Origin of the sequence: Pseudomonas sp. NPDC098740 (assembly GCF_044760065.1) — a bacterium.
Classification (GTDB): domain Bacteria; phylum Pseudomonadota; class Gammaproteobacteria; order Pseudomonadales; family Pseudomonadaceae; genus Aquipseudomonas; species Aquipseudomonas rossensis.
In genome coordinates this window covers 306,241-321,079 of the sequence record NZ_JBIWAM010000003.1, presented here as the reverse complement: position 1 = coordinate 321,079, position 14,839 = coordinate 306,241, and the positions used below count along the sequence as shown (strand labels likewise).

Annotated in this window: 14 protein-coding genes and 1 pseudogene; 12 read left to right on the top strand and 3 right to left on the bottom strand. The window is 58.4% G+C overall.

Features of this window, described 5'->3' with window-relative positions; all coding sequences use genetic code 11:
• Positions 1-119: 119 nt before the first annotated feature.
• A complete protein-coding gene (desA, locus tag ACIQU2_RS05870) occupies positions 120-1,304 on the bottom strand; it encodes a delta-9 fatty acid desaturase DesA (RefSeq protein ID WP_347803093.1) in 1,185 nt (394 codons plus the stop codon).
• A gap of 147 nt (positions 1,305-1,451) precedes the next feature.
• Here desA and dibA point away from each other — a divergent pair, with 147 nt between their 5' ends.
• The 6 genes and pseudogenes from dibA to ACIQU2_RS05840 all read left to right on the top strand — a co-directional run bounded on the left by dibA (position 1,452) and on the right by ACIQU2_RS05840 (position 7,610).
• Positions 1,452-3,377, top strand: a complete 1,926-nt coding sequence (gene dibA, locus ACIQU2_RS05865; RefSeq protein WP_403139353.1) for a phosphodiesterase DibA — start codon at positions 1,452-1,454, stop codon at positions 3,375-3,377.
• Between the two features lie 128 nt (positions 3,378-3,505).
• Positions 3,506-3,688: a sulfur starvation response protein OscA gene (gene oscA / locus ACIQU2_RS05860; RefSeq protein WP_007945260.1), complete on the top strand. Its 183-nt coding sequence runs from the start codon at positions 3,506-3,508 to the stop codon at positions 3,686-3,688.
• Between the two features lie 143 nt (positions 3,689-3,831).
• The gene (locus tag ACIQU2_RS05855; RefSeq protein WP_403139352.1) at positions 3,832-4,845 is read left to right on the top strand and encodes a sulfate ABC transporter substrate-binding protein; all 1,014 of its coding nucleotides are present in this window, start codon (positions 3,832-3,834) and stop codon (positions 4,843-4,845) included.
• A 71-nt stretch (positions 4,846-4,916) separates the two neighbouring features.
• Positions 4,917-5,735: a sulfate ABC transporter permease subunit CysT gene (gene cysT / locus ACIQU2_RS05850; protein ID WP_007899634.1), complete on the top strand. Its 819-nt coding sequence runs from the start codon at positions 4,917-4,919 to the stop codon at positions 5,733-5,735.
• A gap of 12 nt (positions 5,736-5,747) precedes the next feature.
• A pseudogene (gene cysW / locus ACIQU2_RS05845) lies at positions 5,748-6,617 on the top strand (sulfate ABC transporter permease subunit CysW).
• Positions 6,618-6,620: 3 nt separating this feature from the next.
• Positions 6,621-7,610 (top strand): sulfate/molybdate ABC transporter ATP-binding protein, encoded by a 990-nt coding sequence (locus ACIQU2_RS05840; RefSeq protein ID WP_046047288.1) that lies wholly within the window; start codon positions 6,621-6,623, stop codon positions 7,608-7,610.
• A 90-nt stretch (positions 7,611-7,700) separates the two neighbouring features.
• Here ACIQU2_RS05840 and ACIQU2_RS05835 read toward each other — a convergent pair whose 3' ends face one another.
• Entirely contained in the window at positions 7,701-8,225 is a 525-nt protein-coding gene (locus tag ACIQU2_RS05835) for a DUF962 domain-containing protein (protein ID WP_403139350.1), read from the bottom strand.
• A gap of 84 nt (positions 8,226-8,309) precedes the next feature.
• On the opposite strand from ACIQU2_RS05835, the gene ACIQU2_RS05830 reads away from it, so the two are divergent.
• Together ACIQU2_RS05830 and ACIQU2_RS05825 are read left to right on the top strand one after the other, a co-directional pair.
• Positions 8,310-8,996, top strand: a complete 687-nt coding sequence (locus ACIQU2_RS05830) for a Crp/Fnr family transcriptional regulator (RefSeq protein ID WP_403139349.1) — start codon at positions 8,310-8,312, stop codon at positions 8,994-8,996.
• Between the two features lie 70 nt (positions 8,997-9,066).
• Positions 9,067-9,432, top strand: coding sequence for a response regulator (locus ACIQU2_RS05825; RefSeq protein ID WP_008148221.1), 366 nt, complete (start codon positions 9,067-9,069; stop codon positions 9,430-9,432).
• Positions 9,433-9,559: 127 nt separating this feature from the next.
• Here the strand turns inward: ACIQU2_RS05825 and ACIQU2_RS05820 are convergent, their stop codons facing one another.
• Positions 9,560-10,564 (bottom strand): AraC family transcriptional regulator, encoded by a 1,005-nt coding sequence (locus ACIQU2_RS05820; RefSeq protein ID WP_283182474.1) that lies wholly within the window; start codon positions 10,562-10,564, stop codon positions 9,560-9,562.
• A gap of 100 nt (positions 10,565-10,664) precedes the next feature.
• Here ACIQU2_RS05820 and ACIQU2_RS05815 point away from each other — a divergent pair, with 100 nt between their 5' ends.
• From ACIQU2_RS05815 to ACIQU2_RS05800, 4 genes are all read left to right on the top strand, one after another.
• A complete protein-coding gene (locus ACIQU2_RS05815; RefSeq protein ID WP_403139346.1) occupies positions 10,665-11,738 on the top strand; it encodes a fatty acid desaturase in 1,074 nt (357 codons plus the stop codon).
• A gap of 386 nt (positions 11,739-12,124) precedes the next feature.
• Positions 12,125-12,706 (top strand): alpha/beta hydrolase, encoded by a 582-nt coding sequence (locus ACIQU2_RS05810; RefSeq protein ID WP_347803101.1) that lies wholly within the window; start codon positions 12,125-12,127, stop codon positions 12,704-12,706.
• Between the two features lie 73 nt (positions 12,707-12,779).
• Positions 12,780-13,712: a sigma 54-interacting transcriptional regulator gene (locus tag ACIQU2_RS05805; RefSeq protein WP_403139344.1), complete on the top strand. Its 933-nt coding sequence runs from the start codon at positions 12,780-12,782 to the stop codon at positions 13,710-13,712.
• Between the two features lie 176 nt (positions 13,713-13,888).
• Positions 13,889-14,671 carry a MetQ/NlpA family ABC transporter substrate-binding protein gene (locus tag ACIQU2_RS05800; protein WP_010464830.1) on the top strand — a complete coding sequence of 261 codons (783 nt, stop codon included), beginning with the start codon at positions 13,889-13,891 and terminating at the stop codon, positions 14,669-14,671.
• The last annotated feature ends 168 nt before the right edge of the window (positions 14,672-14,839 follow it).

Genomic DNA, 14,839 nt, shown 5'->3' with positions numbered 1-14,839 from the left:
GAGGTTCGAAAGCGGCCAATACCAGAGCCCGCCTGGATGGCGAAGTGTCTTTGAGATAGGGGATTTGGAGCTTAGTTCCGAAGGGTGCGCCCACGAACGGGGCGCACCGATCAACGGCGTCAGACGGCGGCGGGGCGCAGGGAGTAGGTTTTCAATTGATCGGCGAAGTCGCGCAAGGATTGAATCCCGCTGGCTTCGGCTTCGTGTACCCAATCCTTGATGGCGGCCAGCATGTCGTGACCATTTGAGCTGGTCTTGACCCAGATCTGCTGCAAGGCCAGGCGCTTCTCGTAAATTACCTTCAGCGCCTGACTGTGTTCGAGCATGGCCTGGATGCGTATGTGGTGTTTGTCATCCAGCAGGCTGGTTTCCCGCGAGAGCAGGCGCTTGGCGCGGTGGAACTGGTGACGGACCGAGTGATCGACCTTTTCCAGCTCTTGTTTGACCAGCGGTGCGATCACCAATTTGCGGTACTGGGCCATGATCTGGAAGCGGTTGTTGAGGATCGCCATGGCGGTGTCCATGTCCAGGTTGCCTTTGCCTTCGACCCGATGGGCGATTGGCGCGACCCGCTGAACCTTGGCCAGACGCAGGAAGCTGAAGACCTGGATCCAGGCCCAGCCGAGATCGAATTCCCACTTCTTCACCGACAGTTTTGCCGAATTAGGGTAGGTGTGATGGTTGTTATGCAGTTCTTCGCCGCCGATCAGGATGCCCCACGGCACCAGATTGGTCGCCGCATCGCGGCATTCGAAGTTGCGGTAGCCGATGGCATGGCCCAGGCCATTGACCACACCGGCGGCCCAGACCGGGATCCACATCATCTGGATGGCCCAGATGGTGATGCCGATGGTGCCGAACAGCAACAGGTCGATAACGCCCATGATCGCCACGCCCAGCAGCGGGAAACGGCTGTACAGGTTGCGTTCGATCCAGTCTTCGGGGCAGTTCTTGCCATAGATGCGCAGGGTTTCGGGGTTTTCCGCCTCGGCACGGTACAGCTCGGCGCCTTTGCGCAGAACGGTGGACAGGCCCTTGATGACCGGGCTGTGCGGGTCATCGACGGTTTCGCATTTGGCGTGGTGCTTGCGGTGGATAGCGGTCCACTCACGGGTGTTCTGTGCCGTGGTCAGCCACAGCCAGAAGCGGAAGAAATGTTTCAGGCCGGCATTCAGCTCAAGCGAGCGATGGGCTGAATAACGATGCAGATAGACCGTGACGCCGATGATCGTCACGTGGGTCATCAGCAGGGTGACTGCCACCAGTGACCAGGGCGACAAGCCGAGAAAACCTTCGTACCACATAGTCTATTGGGCCCTCGATAAAGAAAAAAACAGCCGTTGCATTATCACTTAGCCCACAGATAAAACCAGTCGCCCTTTCAGATAAGAGTGGCTGGATGTTTCTTTAAACTATAATTCCATCCTTTTTGAAGGGACATGGACAGCCGAATGTCTGCCACCTATCGCGATGCTTTGCGTGCAGCACTGCTTTACTTACTGGTTTCCGTCGGTTGGCTGCAGTTCAGTGGCCATTTATTGAACAGTTTCTTCGATAGCTCTGCAGAGCTAATGCGCTGGCAACTGATCAACGGTTACGCCTGGGTGGTGTTCAGCTCCGGGTTGATTTTCCTCGCTCGGGCGCGATTGTTTCGTTGCCTGGGGATCAGCGCCAAGTTGCGTGAACGCACCGAAGACCGCGAGCGTTTGCGTCAGGCTGCCGCGGTGTTCGATTGCACCCGTGAAGGGGTGCTGGTCACCGACAACAAAGGGTTGATCGTCCATGTAAACCGGGCCTTCATGGCCATCACCGGCTATCAGAGCGAGGAGGTGCTCGGCCAGCGCCCCAGTCTGTTCAAGTCCGGTCATCACCCGCCGGCTTTCTACCAGGCCATGTTCGCGACACTCACCAGCACCGGCGAGTGGAGCGGGGAAATCTGGAACCGCCGCAAAAGCGGCGAGATCTACCCGCAATGGCAGACCATCCGTGTCATTGACGACGAGAGGGGGCGGCGCAGCCATTACGTGGCAGTGTTTTCCGACATTAGCGCAATCAAGAACTCCGAACATGAGCTGACGTATCTGGCTCACTACGATCCGCTGACCGATCTGCCCAACCGCTTGCTGTTCACCGACCGCACCGAGCAGGCCCTCGCTTCGGCACAGATCCACAAGCGCGGCTGTGCGTTACTGATGATTGATCTTGATCACTTCAAGATGATCAACGACAGCCTCGGGCATAGCATTGGGGACCAACTGCTCAAGGGCGTGGCCGTGCGTTTGAAAGCGATGGTCGGACCGGGAATCACGCTGGCGCGCCTTGGCGGTGACGAGTTCGCCGTGCTGGCTGAAAGCTGTCCGCAAATGGTGCACGCGGCGGCGCTGGCTCAGCGGATCATCGATGGCCTAAAAGAGCCGTTCCAGATCGACGGGCATCAGTTGTTTGTCAATATCAGCGTCGGCATCAGCCTGTTCCCCGGCGACGCCTTGAGCGCCGAGCAGCTGTTGCGCAACTCCGACTCGGCGCTGTTCAAGGCCAAAAGTGCAGGCCGCAACGGCTACGCCCTCTATACCGAAGAATTGACCGCCCATGCCCAGCAACGGGTCGAGACTGCATTCGAATTGCGCCGTGCGCTGGAGCAGCAGGAGTTGCGGGTTTATTACCAGCCGGTTCACGACCTCAAGAGTAGCCGCCTGATCGGCGTCGAGGCATTGGTGCGCTGGGAGCATCCACAGCGGGGTTTGGTGTCGCCGGCAGAATTCATTCCCATTGCCGAGCGCACCGGTCTGATCGCCGAAATTGATGCCTGGGTTATGCGCCAGGCGTGTGAGCAGATGTGCCGGTGGCAGCAGGCCGGGGTGGTGTTGTCGTTTGTCGCGGTGAATGTTTCTTCTCGATTGTTCGCCCGCCGTGAGCTGTTTGGGAAGGTGGCGAAGGTGCTGCACGAAACCGGGCTGGATCCTGCCTGTCTGGAGCTGGAAGTCACCGAGAGCGCTGTGATGGATGACCCGGAAGTCGCGCTGGAGCAGATGCACAGGTTGCGTGAATTAGGCGTGCGGCTGGCCATCGATGACTTCGGTACAGGCTATTCGTCGTTGCTGCGCCTCAAGCGGATGCCGGTACAGAAACTCAAGATCGATCAGGGCTTCGTTGCGGGGTTGCCGTGGGATGAGGATGACGCGGCGATTGTGCGGGTGATCATTGCGCTGGCCCAGAGCATGGGGATGCAGGTTCATGCCGAGGGGATCGAGCAGGTCGAGCAGGCGGGTTTCCTGCTCGAACACGGCTGCGATCTGGGGCAGGGGTACTGGTTTGGACGGCCGGTGCTGGCAGGGCAGCTGGATTGGAAGCGTGCTCCATTGATTCTTCAACACTGATCGGTCTTTTGGTTATATTAAAATTCTTAAATAGTCTTTTTAAGAATATCCGCGCTTATCTACTATTGGTCTCACGCCGCAAGCAGTCTCGCCACTGCCAGGCAACCTCTAGTTGAAGGAGCAGCACCATGAGCGCATCCCTACGTAGCGTTGACGGGCAGGACGAGGCAACCATTTTGCGTGAGATCCAGAGCGCCTTGCGCGATCTGCGTTTTGGCGCAGTGGAAATCACCGTGCACAACGCCCAGGTGGTCCAGATCGAACGCAAAGAGAAATTCCGGTTGCAGAACCCAAGCAACAAACCGAGCTGAAACAAAGATCAAAAGATCGCAGCCTGCGGCAGCTCCTACGGGGGGCTTTGTGTAGGAGCTGCCGAAGGCTGCGATCTTTGACAGGCAACCCCGATTCCAGACCATAAAAAGCCATTACAATCAGAATTCCAGGAGCTTTCACCATGTCGTCGATTCGTCATTTCGCTTTGGCCGCCCTGGCCAGTGCCCTTTTTGCTGGTTCCGCGGTTGCCAAGGATTACGAACTGCTTAACGTGTCGTACGACCCGACTCGCGAGCTGTATCAGGACTACAACGCCGAATTCGTCAAGTTCTGGCAGAAAGACCACGCTGGCGACAGCGTGAAAATCCAGCAGTCCCACGGTGGTTCGGGCAAGCAGGGCCGGGCAGTGATCGACGGTCTGCGTGCCGACGTGGTGACCCTGGCCCTGGCTGGTGACATCGACGAAATCGCCAAACTCGGCAAGACCCTGCCAGCGGATTGGCAGAAGCGTCTGCCGGAAGCGAGCACGCCTTACACCTCGACCATCGTGTTCCTGGTGCGCAAGGGCAACCCTAAAGGCATCAAGGACTGGGGCGACCTGACCAAGAACGGCGTGGAAGTCATCACCCCGAACCCGAAAACCTCTGGCGGCGCACGCTGGAACTTCCTCGCGGCGTGGGCCTATGGCCTGAAAGCCAATGGCGGTAACGAAGCGAAAGCCAAGGAATACGTGCAAACCCTGTTCAAACACGTTCCTGTGCTGGACACCGGTGCTCGCGGTTCGACCATTACCTTCGTCAACAACGGTCAGGGTGACGTGTTGCTGGCCTGGGAAAACGAAGCCTTCCTGGCCCTGAAAGAAGACGGTGGCGCAGACAAGTTCGACATTGTCGTGCCTTCGCTGTCGATCCTCGCCGAACCTCCGGTAGCTATGGTCGACAAGAATGCCGAGAAAAAGGGCAACACCGAGATCGCCGAGGCGTACCTCAAGCACCTGTACAGCCCGGCCGGCCAGGAAATCGCGGCAAAAAACTTCTATCGTCCACGTGACAAGGATGTTGCCGCCAAGTACGCCAAACAGTTCCCGACACTGGACCTGGTGACCATCGACAAGGACTTCGGCGGCTGGAAAACCGCTCAACCGAAATTCTTCAACGACGGTGGTGTGTTCGACCAGATTTATCAGGCGCAATAACCTGAAATAAGCCATAAAACGAGCCTCGAATTGCAATTCGAGGCTTTGCGCGTTCTCAACCAAGGACTTTTATGTCGCGTCGCATCTCCCCCGTCATACCCGGCTTCGGGCTGACGCTGGGCTACACCTTGGTGTACCTCAGCCTGATTGTGCTCATTCCACTGGCGGCGATGTTTGTCCATGCCGCCCAACTCACCTGGGATCAGTTCTGGGCGATCATCTCGGCGCCTCGCGTGCTGGCGGCATTGAAGCTGAGCTTCGGCACCGCACTGTACGCCGCGATCATCAACGGCATCATCGGCACGCTGCTGGCCTGGGTGCTGGTGCGCTATACCTTCCCTGGACGCAAAGTCATCGATGCGATGATCGACTTACCCTTCGCATTGCCCACTGCCGTGGCCGGTATCGCGCTGACTGCGCTATACGCACCCAATGGTTGGGTGGGTCAGTTTGCAGCGGATCTGGGTTTCAAGATCGCGTATACCCCCCTCGGTATCACCCTTGCCCTCACTTTTGTGACACTTCCATTCGTAGTACGTACGGTACAGCCAGTATTGGCTGATATCCCGCGTGAAGTGGAAGAAGCGGCGGCGTGCCTGGGTGCAAAACCGTTGCAGGTTTTCCGCCATATTCTGGTGCCCGCGCTGCTGCCAGCCTGGCTGACCGGTTTCGCGCTGGCCTTTGCCCGCGGGGTCGGCGAGTACGGTTCGGTGATTTTCATTGCCGGCAACATGCCGATGAAAACCGAGATTCTGCCGCTGCTGATCATGGTCAAACTCGACCAGTACGATTACACCGGCGCCACGTCCATTGGTGTACTGATGCTGGTGGTTTCCTTCGTTCTGTTGCTGCTGATCAACTTGCTGCAACGACGCATCGAAACCCCATAAGGAGGCGCAGAAATGTCCCAATCGTCTATTGCTGCTGCTTCCTCGAACGCCGCCCGCCGTGGCAGCGCTTCATCGCGGCGAATCCTGATCGGCCTTGGCTGGCTGGTGTTCGCCCTGTTCCTGTTGCTGCCGCTGGTGATCGTGGTGTCTCAGGGCCTCAAGCTCGGAATCGGTGCGTTCTTCACCGCGATCTTCGAACCCGACGCTTTGTCGGCACTGAAACTCACGGTGATCGCCGTGCTGATCTCAGTGCCGCTGAACCTGGTGTTCGGTGTCAGCGCTGCATGGTGCGTGAGCAAGTACTCGTTCCGCGGCAAGAGCATGCTGGTAACGCTGATCGACTTGCCGTTTTCGGTGTCGCCGGTAATCGCCGGTCTGGTCTACGTGCTGATGTTCGGCGCCCAGGGCATTTTTGGCCCATGGCTGCAGGACCACGACATTCAGATCGTCTTCGCGTTGCCGGGCATCGTGCTGGCGACGATCTTCGTCACCGTGCCGTTCGTGGCGCGCGAGTTGATCCCGTTGATGCAGGAGCAAGGCACTCAGGAAGAAGAGGCCGCGCGCCTGCTCGGGGCCAATGGCTGGCAGATGTTCTGGCACGTCACCGTTCCCAACATCAAATGGGGCCTGATCTACGGCGTGGTGCTGTGTACGGCGCGGGCCATGGGTGAGTTCGGTGCGGTGTCGGTGGTTTCCGGGCACATTCGCGGGGTGACCAACACCCTGCCGATGAACGTCGAGATACTCTACAACGAATAAAACCACGTGGCCGCGTTCGCCGTGGCGAGCCTGTTGCTGATCCTGGCGCTCTTCATCCTGCTGCTCAAGCAGTGGAGCGAAAACCGTATTAACCGCCTGCGCGCCAGCGCCGCGGAGGAATAAGTCATGTCGATTGAAGTGCGTAACGTCAGCAAGAATTTTCACGCGTTCAAGGCGCTGGACAACATCAGCCTGGACATTCAAAGCGGCGAACTCGTGGCGCTGCTCGGCCCGTCCGGCTGCGGCAAGACCACCCTGCTGCGGATCATCGCCGGTCTGGAAACCCCGGATAAGGGCAACATCGTGTTCCACGGTGAAGACGTCTCCGGTCACGATGTGCGTGATCGCAACGTCGGTTTCGTGTTCCAGCACTACGCGCTGTTCCGCCACATGACCGTGTTCGACAACGTCGCGTTCGGTCTGCGCATGAAGCCGAAAAACCAGCGCCCGAGTGAAAGCCAGATCGCGGTGAAAGTCCACGAGCTGCTGAACATGGTGCAACTGGATTGGCTGTCGGATCGCTACCCGGAACAACTCTCCGGCGGTCAGCGTCAACGTATTGCCTTGGCTCGTGCCTTGGCGGTTGAACCGAAAGTCTTGCTGCTCGATGAACCCTTCGGCGCCCTCGACGCCAAGGTCCGTAAAGAACTGCGTCGCTGGCTCGCACGCCTGCACGAGGACATCAACCTGACCTCGGTGTTCGTGACTCACGACCAGGAAGAAGCGATGGAAGTCGCCGACCGCATCGTGGTGATGAACAAGGGGGTGATCGAGCAGATCGGCTCACCGGGCGACGTTTACGAAAACCCGGCCAGCGATTTCGTTTATCACTTCCTGGGTGACTCGAACCGGTTGCATCTGGGTGAAGACAACCATGTGCTGTTCCGTCCTCACGAAGTGTCGCTGTCGCGTCATGAGCTGGAGGATCACCACGCGGCCGAGGTGCGGGATATTCGTCCGCTGGGCGCGACGACACGGGTGACGCTGAAGGTCGAAGGCCAGAGCGAATTGATCGAAGCTGAAGTGGTGAAAGATCACGACAGCCTGATCGGGTTGGCGAAGGGCGAGACGCTGTTCTTCAAGCCGAAGGTCTGGCAGAAGCTCGCCAACATCTAAGATCAAAAGCTTCGCGAGCAGGCTCGCTCCCACAGTGATTTGTGTCGTTCACAATTCCCCTGTGGGAGCGAGCCTGCTCGCGAACGCGTCTTACGCCGCAGCGTTTTTCTGACGAAGACGCACCCCCCCCACCCGCGCCTCGATCTGCTCTTTGAGGTCATGCCGCAACCTCAGCAAAAACGCCAACTCAACCACCACAAACAACGGCCCGACAATCAACCCCGTCACATCATCGACAAACGCCGGTTTGCGTCCTTCGTAGTGATGACCGACAAATTGAATCGCCCAACCCACCACAAACATCCCGATGCCGCTCGCCAGCCAGACAAGCGTGCTTTGTTGCGCGAGCACATGACCCAGCCAAACACAAAGGCCCAGCAACACGGTCATCAGCACGCCCAGCCGTAACTCCAGTCGCAGATAAAACCATGCCGAAGCCAACGCCAAAAGCACTGCCGGTGACACCCAAACCCCGGCCAGCGGCCACTCGGGCCGTGACAGCAGCACGGCAACGGCGACAACGATCAGCGGAATACCGATAAAGTGGGTGGCAATATTGCGCGGGTCACGGTGGTAGGCGGCGTATTGACTGAGATGGTCGACGAGGCTTTTCATTGTTGTTCCTCCTGTTGGGTGATGGATCATGCCCCGGGTCCACATTTCGCTCTGTCAGGCAGGCGACAATCTCCAGGAGTTTTCATGGATATGCAGGTCTGGCGTCCACGCCTGATGAGCGGCCAGTGGTTCAGCCATTTACCTGTTTCCTTACAGGATAGTCTGCTGGCCGCCGCCAGGGTGCGGCGGTTGTCGCCAGGCCAGCGGCTGTTCAAGCGCGGCGATCCACCGTGCGGGCTGTACGCGGTGCTTGAAGGTTCGGTGCGGATCGGCGCAGTGAGCGAGCAGGGCAAGGAGGCGCTGTTGAGCCTGGTGGAGTCGCCCCACTGGTTCGGCGAAATCTGTCTGTTTGATGGCCAGCCGCGCACTCATGATGCGTTCGGTCTGGGTCATTGCGTCCTGTTGCACATCTCGCAAACCGCGCTGCTGACGTTGCTTGATGAACAACCGGCGTACTGGCGGCAACTGGCATTGCTGATGAGCCAGAAACTGCGCCTGACCTTCATCAATCTCGAACAACTGAGCCTCATGCCAACCGCAGCTCGACTGGCTCATCGCTTGCTGATGATCGCCGAGGGTTACGGCGAAATCGACCCGCCGCGACGGGTGTTGCAACTGCCCCAGGAACAATTGGCGTCGATGCTTTCGCTGTCGCGCCAGACCACCAACCAGATTCTCAAGGACTTGCAGGGGCAGGGGATTGTGAATCTCAAGTACGGCGAGATCGAGATTCTGGATGCGCAACGATTGCGGATGTTGGCGATTATCTAAAACCCGGCGTTAGTGGTGGGCTTTGGACGCGAAGGCGCCTAGCCTGTGATGACGACAATCGAGGTGTGCCATGCGTGTGCTGTTAGTGGAAGACGAACCTGAGACGGCCAAACTCCTGGCTAAAGGTCTGAACGAGGCAAGTTACTCAGTCGATGTGGCGGTCAACGGTATGGACGGCCGTCGTTTCATCGAGTCTGGCGAATACGAGCTGATCATCCTCGACGTGATGCTGCCCGGGCTCAATGGATGGCAGTTGCTGCAGCAGATCCGCAAGCTCGGTGATACGCCGGTGCTGTTCCTGACCACCAAGGACGGCATCGAGGATCGCCTGCGCGACCTGGAGTTGCATGAGGATGATTACCTGCTCAAGCCGTTTGCCGTGAGTGAGCTGGTGAAGCGGGTGCGTAAATTGTTGCGGCGGGATCGGGGGCGCTGAGGCGTTTCTGTAGTGTCTGGTCTGGCCTCATCGCGAGCAAGCTCGCTCCCACATTGGAATGCGGTCAACTGTGGGAGCGAGCCTGCTCGCGAAGAGGCCAGACCAGACAATCCAGCTCCCGGATCCTTTACCGCAACCCATCCCGAAACTGCCCCGGTGTCATCCCGGTCCAGCGCTTGAACGCGCGGCTGAAGCTGCTCGTGTCCGCAAATCCCAGCAGATAGCTGATCTCGCTCAATGAGCATTGCGGATCGCGTAAATGCAGCAGCGCCAGGTTCTCGCGACTCTCGTTGAGCAGCGTATCGAACCGGTAACCCTCGTCCGCCAGATGCCGTTGCAGGCTGCGCAAACTCAGGTGCAAGGCCTGGGCGATGTGTTCGGCGCTGGGCTCGCCTTCCGGCAATTGCTCCTCAATGGCGTCGCGGACCTTGCGTTCCCAGGTCAGGGGTTTGAGTTGGGCGAGGGTGCGTTTGAGCACGGCTTCGTTGTGCTCGGCCAGTTCCGGGTTGGCGTCGTCCAGGTGGCTGTCGAAGTCCACGACGGCGAATTCCAGTCGGTCTTCATCGGCGGCGAAGTACACCGGTGAGCGGAAGACTTTGTGCCATTGATGCGGGTCCGCCGGTTCCGGGCGACGCAAGTACACCGCCAGCGGGGCGTAATCGCGGCCCAGGCGATTGCGGCAGGTGCGTACGTAAATCGCCGTGAAGGCGTCGATGGCCTCGAAGGCCGGGGCCGGATTGCCTGGCGGGATCTTCAGGCGGAAGCGGTAGCGGTCCTCGGCGCGGGTCAGTTCCAGGTCCAGGGCATCACTGACCACCTGGTGATAACGAACGATGCGTTCGAACACTTCTCGCAGACTGCCGCTGGCCACCAGCGCATAACCGAGTGCGTGAAACGTGGTGGGGCTGACGAAGCGCGATACCCGCAAACCAATCGCCGGGTCGCCGCTGACTTGCACCGCGATTTCCCACAGGCGCGTGGTGCCGGACAACGGGTAACGGGCGTTCGGGTCGTCCATCAGTTGCGGGTCGAGCCCCGCCTGTTGGCACAGGGCGGTGCTGTCGAGGCCCAGGGCATCGAGTTGCTTGCGCAGGGCTCGGGTCCAGCTGGCGAGGGAGGTCGGTTCAGTCATGCTGATTGGCGCTTCCGGTCAACAGGTTGGCGTTCACGGCTACCGCTTTGCGAGGGTTCACAAGGCAGGATGCGAACATCAATAACCAGAGGATGGAAGCATGCACGGTACTTCTGCAAGTCCCCAGCGACTGAATGCAACTGAGCGATCAGCGCATATTCGCCAAGTGGTGCTGGCCAAGGGGGTCGAACTGCGTCAGCGCTACCCGATTCTCAACCATCAGGACGCCCTGGGCGCGGGCATTCTGGCCTTCGCGCTGGTCGGCATGATTGGCTCGGCGACGCTCTACATGACTGGGCACATGGCCTGGTGGGTGTGCCTGTTGCTCAATGCATTTTTCGCCTCGCTGACCCACGAGTTGGAACACGACCTGATTCATAGCATGTACTTCCGCAAACAACGCGTGCCGCACAACCTGATGATGGGACTGGTGTGGCTGGCGCGGCCGAGCACGATCAATCCGTGGATTCGCCGGCATCTGCACCTCAATCACCACAAAGTCTCCGGCACAGAATCCGACATGGAAGAGCGCGCCATCACCAACGGCGAACCCTGGGGTTTTGCGCGGCTATTGATGGTCGGCGACAACGTGATGTCGGCGTTCATCCGTATGCTGCGGGCCAAGACCTGGGCTCACAAGATCAGCATCATCAAGCGCGCGCTGAAGGTCTACGCGCCGCTGGCGCTGGTGCATTGGGGGGCTTGGTACATGTTTCTCGGCGTTCACGCGGCGAACGGCATCGCTCATCTGCTGGGTACGCCTATCGAATGGTCGGCGACTACTTTGTCGGTGATGCAGGTCATCGATATCGCTGCCGTGGTGATCATCGGGCCAAACGTGTTGCGTACCTTTTGCCTGCATTTCGTCAGCTCGAACATGCACTACTACGGTGACGTGGAGCCGGGCAACGTGATCCAGCAGACCCAGGTGCTGAACCCTTGGTGGATGTGGCCGTTGCAGGCGTTCTGCTTCAACTTCGGCAGCAGTCACGGCATCCATCACTTTGTGGTCAAGGAACCGTTTTACATCCGTCAGATGACCGTGCCGGTGGCGCATAAGGTGATGCGTGAGATGGGTGTGCGGTTCAATGATTTCGGGACGTTTGGGCGGGCGAACCGGTTTGTGCGCAAGGAAACGACAGCACCGCAGGAGGTGCATGCCGCTCAGGCATGATCGATGCACTCGAAAACTCAAAACGGCAAAGGCGCCCGTCATCAATCTGACCCAAAGGGGCGGTACGTTATGACCTAAGCAGGATGGTTAGATAGTTGCTGTATCGCTGATTGATATATGCGTTTTGGATCTAATAAAGTAATTAAATATTCCTTTATTGGATAACCGTTTCAGTCAATCATCGCCTCCAGTGATGTTGATTAGCGCTAGCAGATTTTGAGTTTCCGGGGCCGTCTCCTTGGCAGGGTGCGGTCCCTTTTTTTGTCTATTCAAAACTGCTGTATATACCTTATAGGTCTTAATAAATAGCTTCTTATTCCTTAACGAATATAACTCTCCTCCCTATACTTGCTCAGGAACAGACACGCAGCAGGAGAGCTCCCCCCATGCGCAACGAATCAATTCGCTACCTGATTGTGCCGGGCTGGCAAGGATCGCCAGAAGATCATTGGCAAAGCCATTGGCAGAACAGCCTGCCGAACAGCGCGCGGGTGGAGCAGGCCGACTGGCTGACGCCGCGTCGTGAAGACTGGGTCGCGGCACTGGCTGAGGCGATTGCCGCCGACAGCACGCCGGTGATCCTGATCGCCCATAGCCTGGGTTGCATCACTGTCGCGCATTGGGCGGCCACTGCGCCTGTGCAGTTTTTGCGTCAGGTTCGTGGCGCCTTGCTGGTCGCCCCGGCGGACGTCGAACGTCCGGCCTGCGCACCGGCCCTGCGCAACTTCGCGCCGATTCCGACCCACCTGCTGCCGTTCCCGAGTCAGGTTGTCAGCTCCGACAACGACAGCGCCGTGAGCGCACCGCGTGCATTGGAACTGGCACGTCACTGGGGCGCCGAGGCGGGGATTTTGTCGGGTGCCGGGCACATCAACGTGAAGTCCGGTCACCAACGCTGGGAGCAGGGTTTTGCTTATCTCTATCGCCTGCAAAACCGAATGGAACACCACGCCCTGCGCCGCGCTTGAACCTTTTCTTTTTTGCTTTTGTTTTTTAAAACAACGCCCCCCGTCTTCCGGCGGTTTAGGGCGGGAGTCTGCCATGAGTTTTGAAGCCTTCGGTCAGCCGCTGCTGACCTTCCCCGACGCAGAAAAAAGCCCCCTGAGCATTCGCGCCAAGGCGCTGGTGTTTGTCGATCCGCGTTCCCGTCAACTACGCCAGGAGCTGGAGCTACTGGCACCGCGCTCGATCTCGGTATTGATCCGTGGCGAAACCGGCAGCGGCAAGGAATTGCTTGCGCGGCACATCCATCGCGCGAGTGATCGTGGCGGGTTGTTCGTCTCGGTCAACTGTGGCGCGATCAGTCCGACTTACGCCGATGCGGAATTGTTCGGTTATGCCGCTGGCAGTTACAGCGGTTCGGCCAGCAGTCGTGCTGGCTGGTTCGGTTCTGCCAACGGCGGGACACTCTACCTGGATGAGATCGGCGACTTGCCGCTACCGATCCAGATCAAATTGCTCGCGGCGCTGGAAAACCACGAAGTCACGCGTGTCGGCGCTCACCAACCAAGCCCGGTGGACGTGCGCCTGGTAGCGGCTACCAGTATCGATCTGGCCCAGGCGGTGGCCGCTGGAAAATTCCATGAGCGGCTCTATCACTACCTCAGCGAAGGCCAGCTCGAACTGCCGGCCTTGCGTGAACGGGTGGGCGATATTCTGTCGCTGTCCGAATATTTCCTCGGCATCTATAGCCAGCGCCTTGACCTGCCGGTGCCGCTGATCAGCGAAGCCGCGCAGCATTTGTTAGAGCAACACAGTTGGCCGGGCAACACCCGGGAGCTGGAAAACGTCATCCACTTTGCGTTGCTGGTCAGCACCGGCGATGAGATTTTGCCGGAGCATTTGAATCTGCCCGAGGCGCCGCCGTCATGGGTGCAGATCGAGCAACAAGCTGCTCAGCTGATTAAAAACGGCACGGCTGCCGAGCGATCCGCACTCAAGCATTTGCTCGAAAGCCTGACGCAGACGCTGTAGCGATCTGTATGAACAAAATGGAATATGAAAGTGAATAAAAGATATTGTTCGGGAATAAAAAATCCCGGTATTGTCCGCGTCACGCCAGCGATAGCACTTCATTAGCACTTACAAAAACCACTCGTAATAAACAAGCCGTCGTCGATGACGACCGTGATTTTCGATAAGGACACTGCATGAAAAAGGTTCTGTTGTTCACCGCATTGGCGGCTGCCCTGACTGCGGGCCTGGCCCAGGCTGGCGAGAAACTGGTGGTTGCGGCGACCCCGGTTCCACACGCCGAAATTCTGGAACTGATCAAACCAACCCTCGCCAAAGAAGGCGTGGACCTGGAAATCAAAGTCTTCACCGACTACGTTCAGCCGAACGTGCAAGTTGACCAGAAGCGTCTGGACGCCAACTACTTCCAGACCCTGCCGTACCTGAAGAGCTTCAATGAAGGGAAAGGCACTAACCTGGTGACCGTGATCGGCGTGCACGTCGAACCCTTCGGCGGCTACTCGAAGAAAGTCAAAACCCTGGCTGAGCTGAAAGACGGCGCAACCATTGCCATCCCTAACGAAGGCAGCAACAGCGGCCGCGCCCTGATCCTGCTGCAGAAGGCCGGCCTGATCGAGTTGAAAGACCCGAAAAACGCTCTGGCCACCCCGAAAGACATTGCCAAGAACCCGCACAACTTCAAGTTCAAGGAACTGGAATCGGCCATGCTGCCGCGTGTTCTGGACCAGGTCGACCTGGACATGATCAACACCAACTACGCGCTGGAAGCCGGTCTGAACCCGGCTAAAGACGCGCTGGTGATCGAAGGTGCAGATTCGCCTTACGTGAACTTCCTGGTGGCTCGTCCGGACAACAAGGACAGCGTTGCCATCCAGAAGCTGGCCAAGGCGTTGACCAGTCCTGAAGTGAAAGCATTCATCGAGAAGAAGTACAGCGGCGCGGTATTGCCGGCGTTCTGATTCGCGAGGTAAACGCCTTCAAGGTTTCAAACGCCGACGGCTTGTAGAGCGTCGGCGTTTTTTATTGCGCCAGGATCAAAAGATCGCAGCCTCGTTTCACTCGACAGCTCCTACATTGAAAAGCGTATCCCCTGTAGGAGCTGTCGAGTGAAACGAGGCTGCGATCTT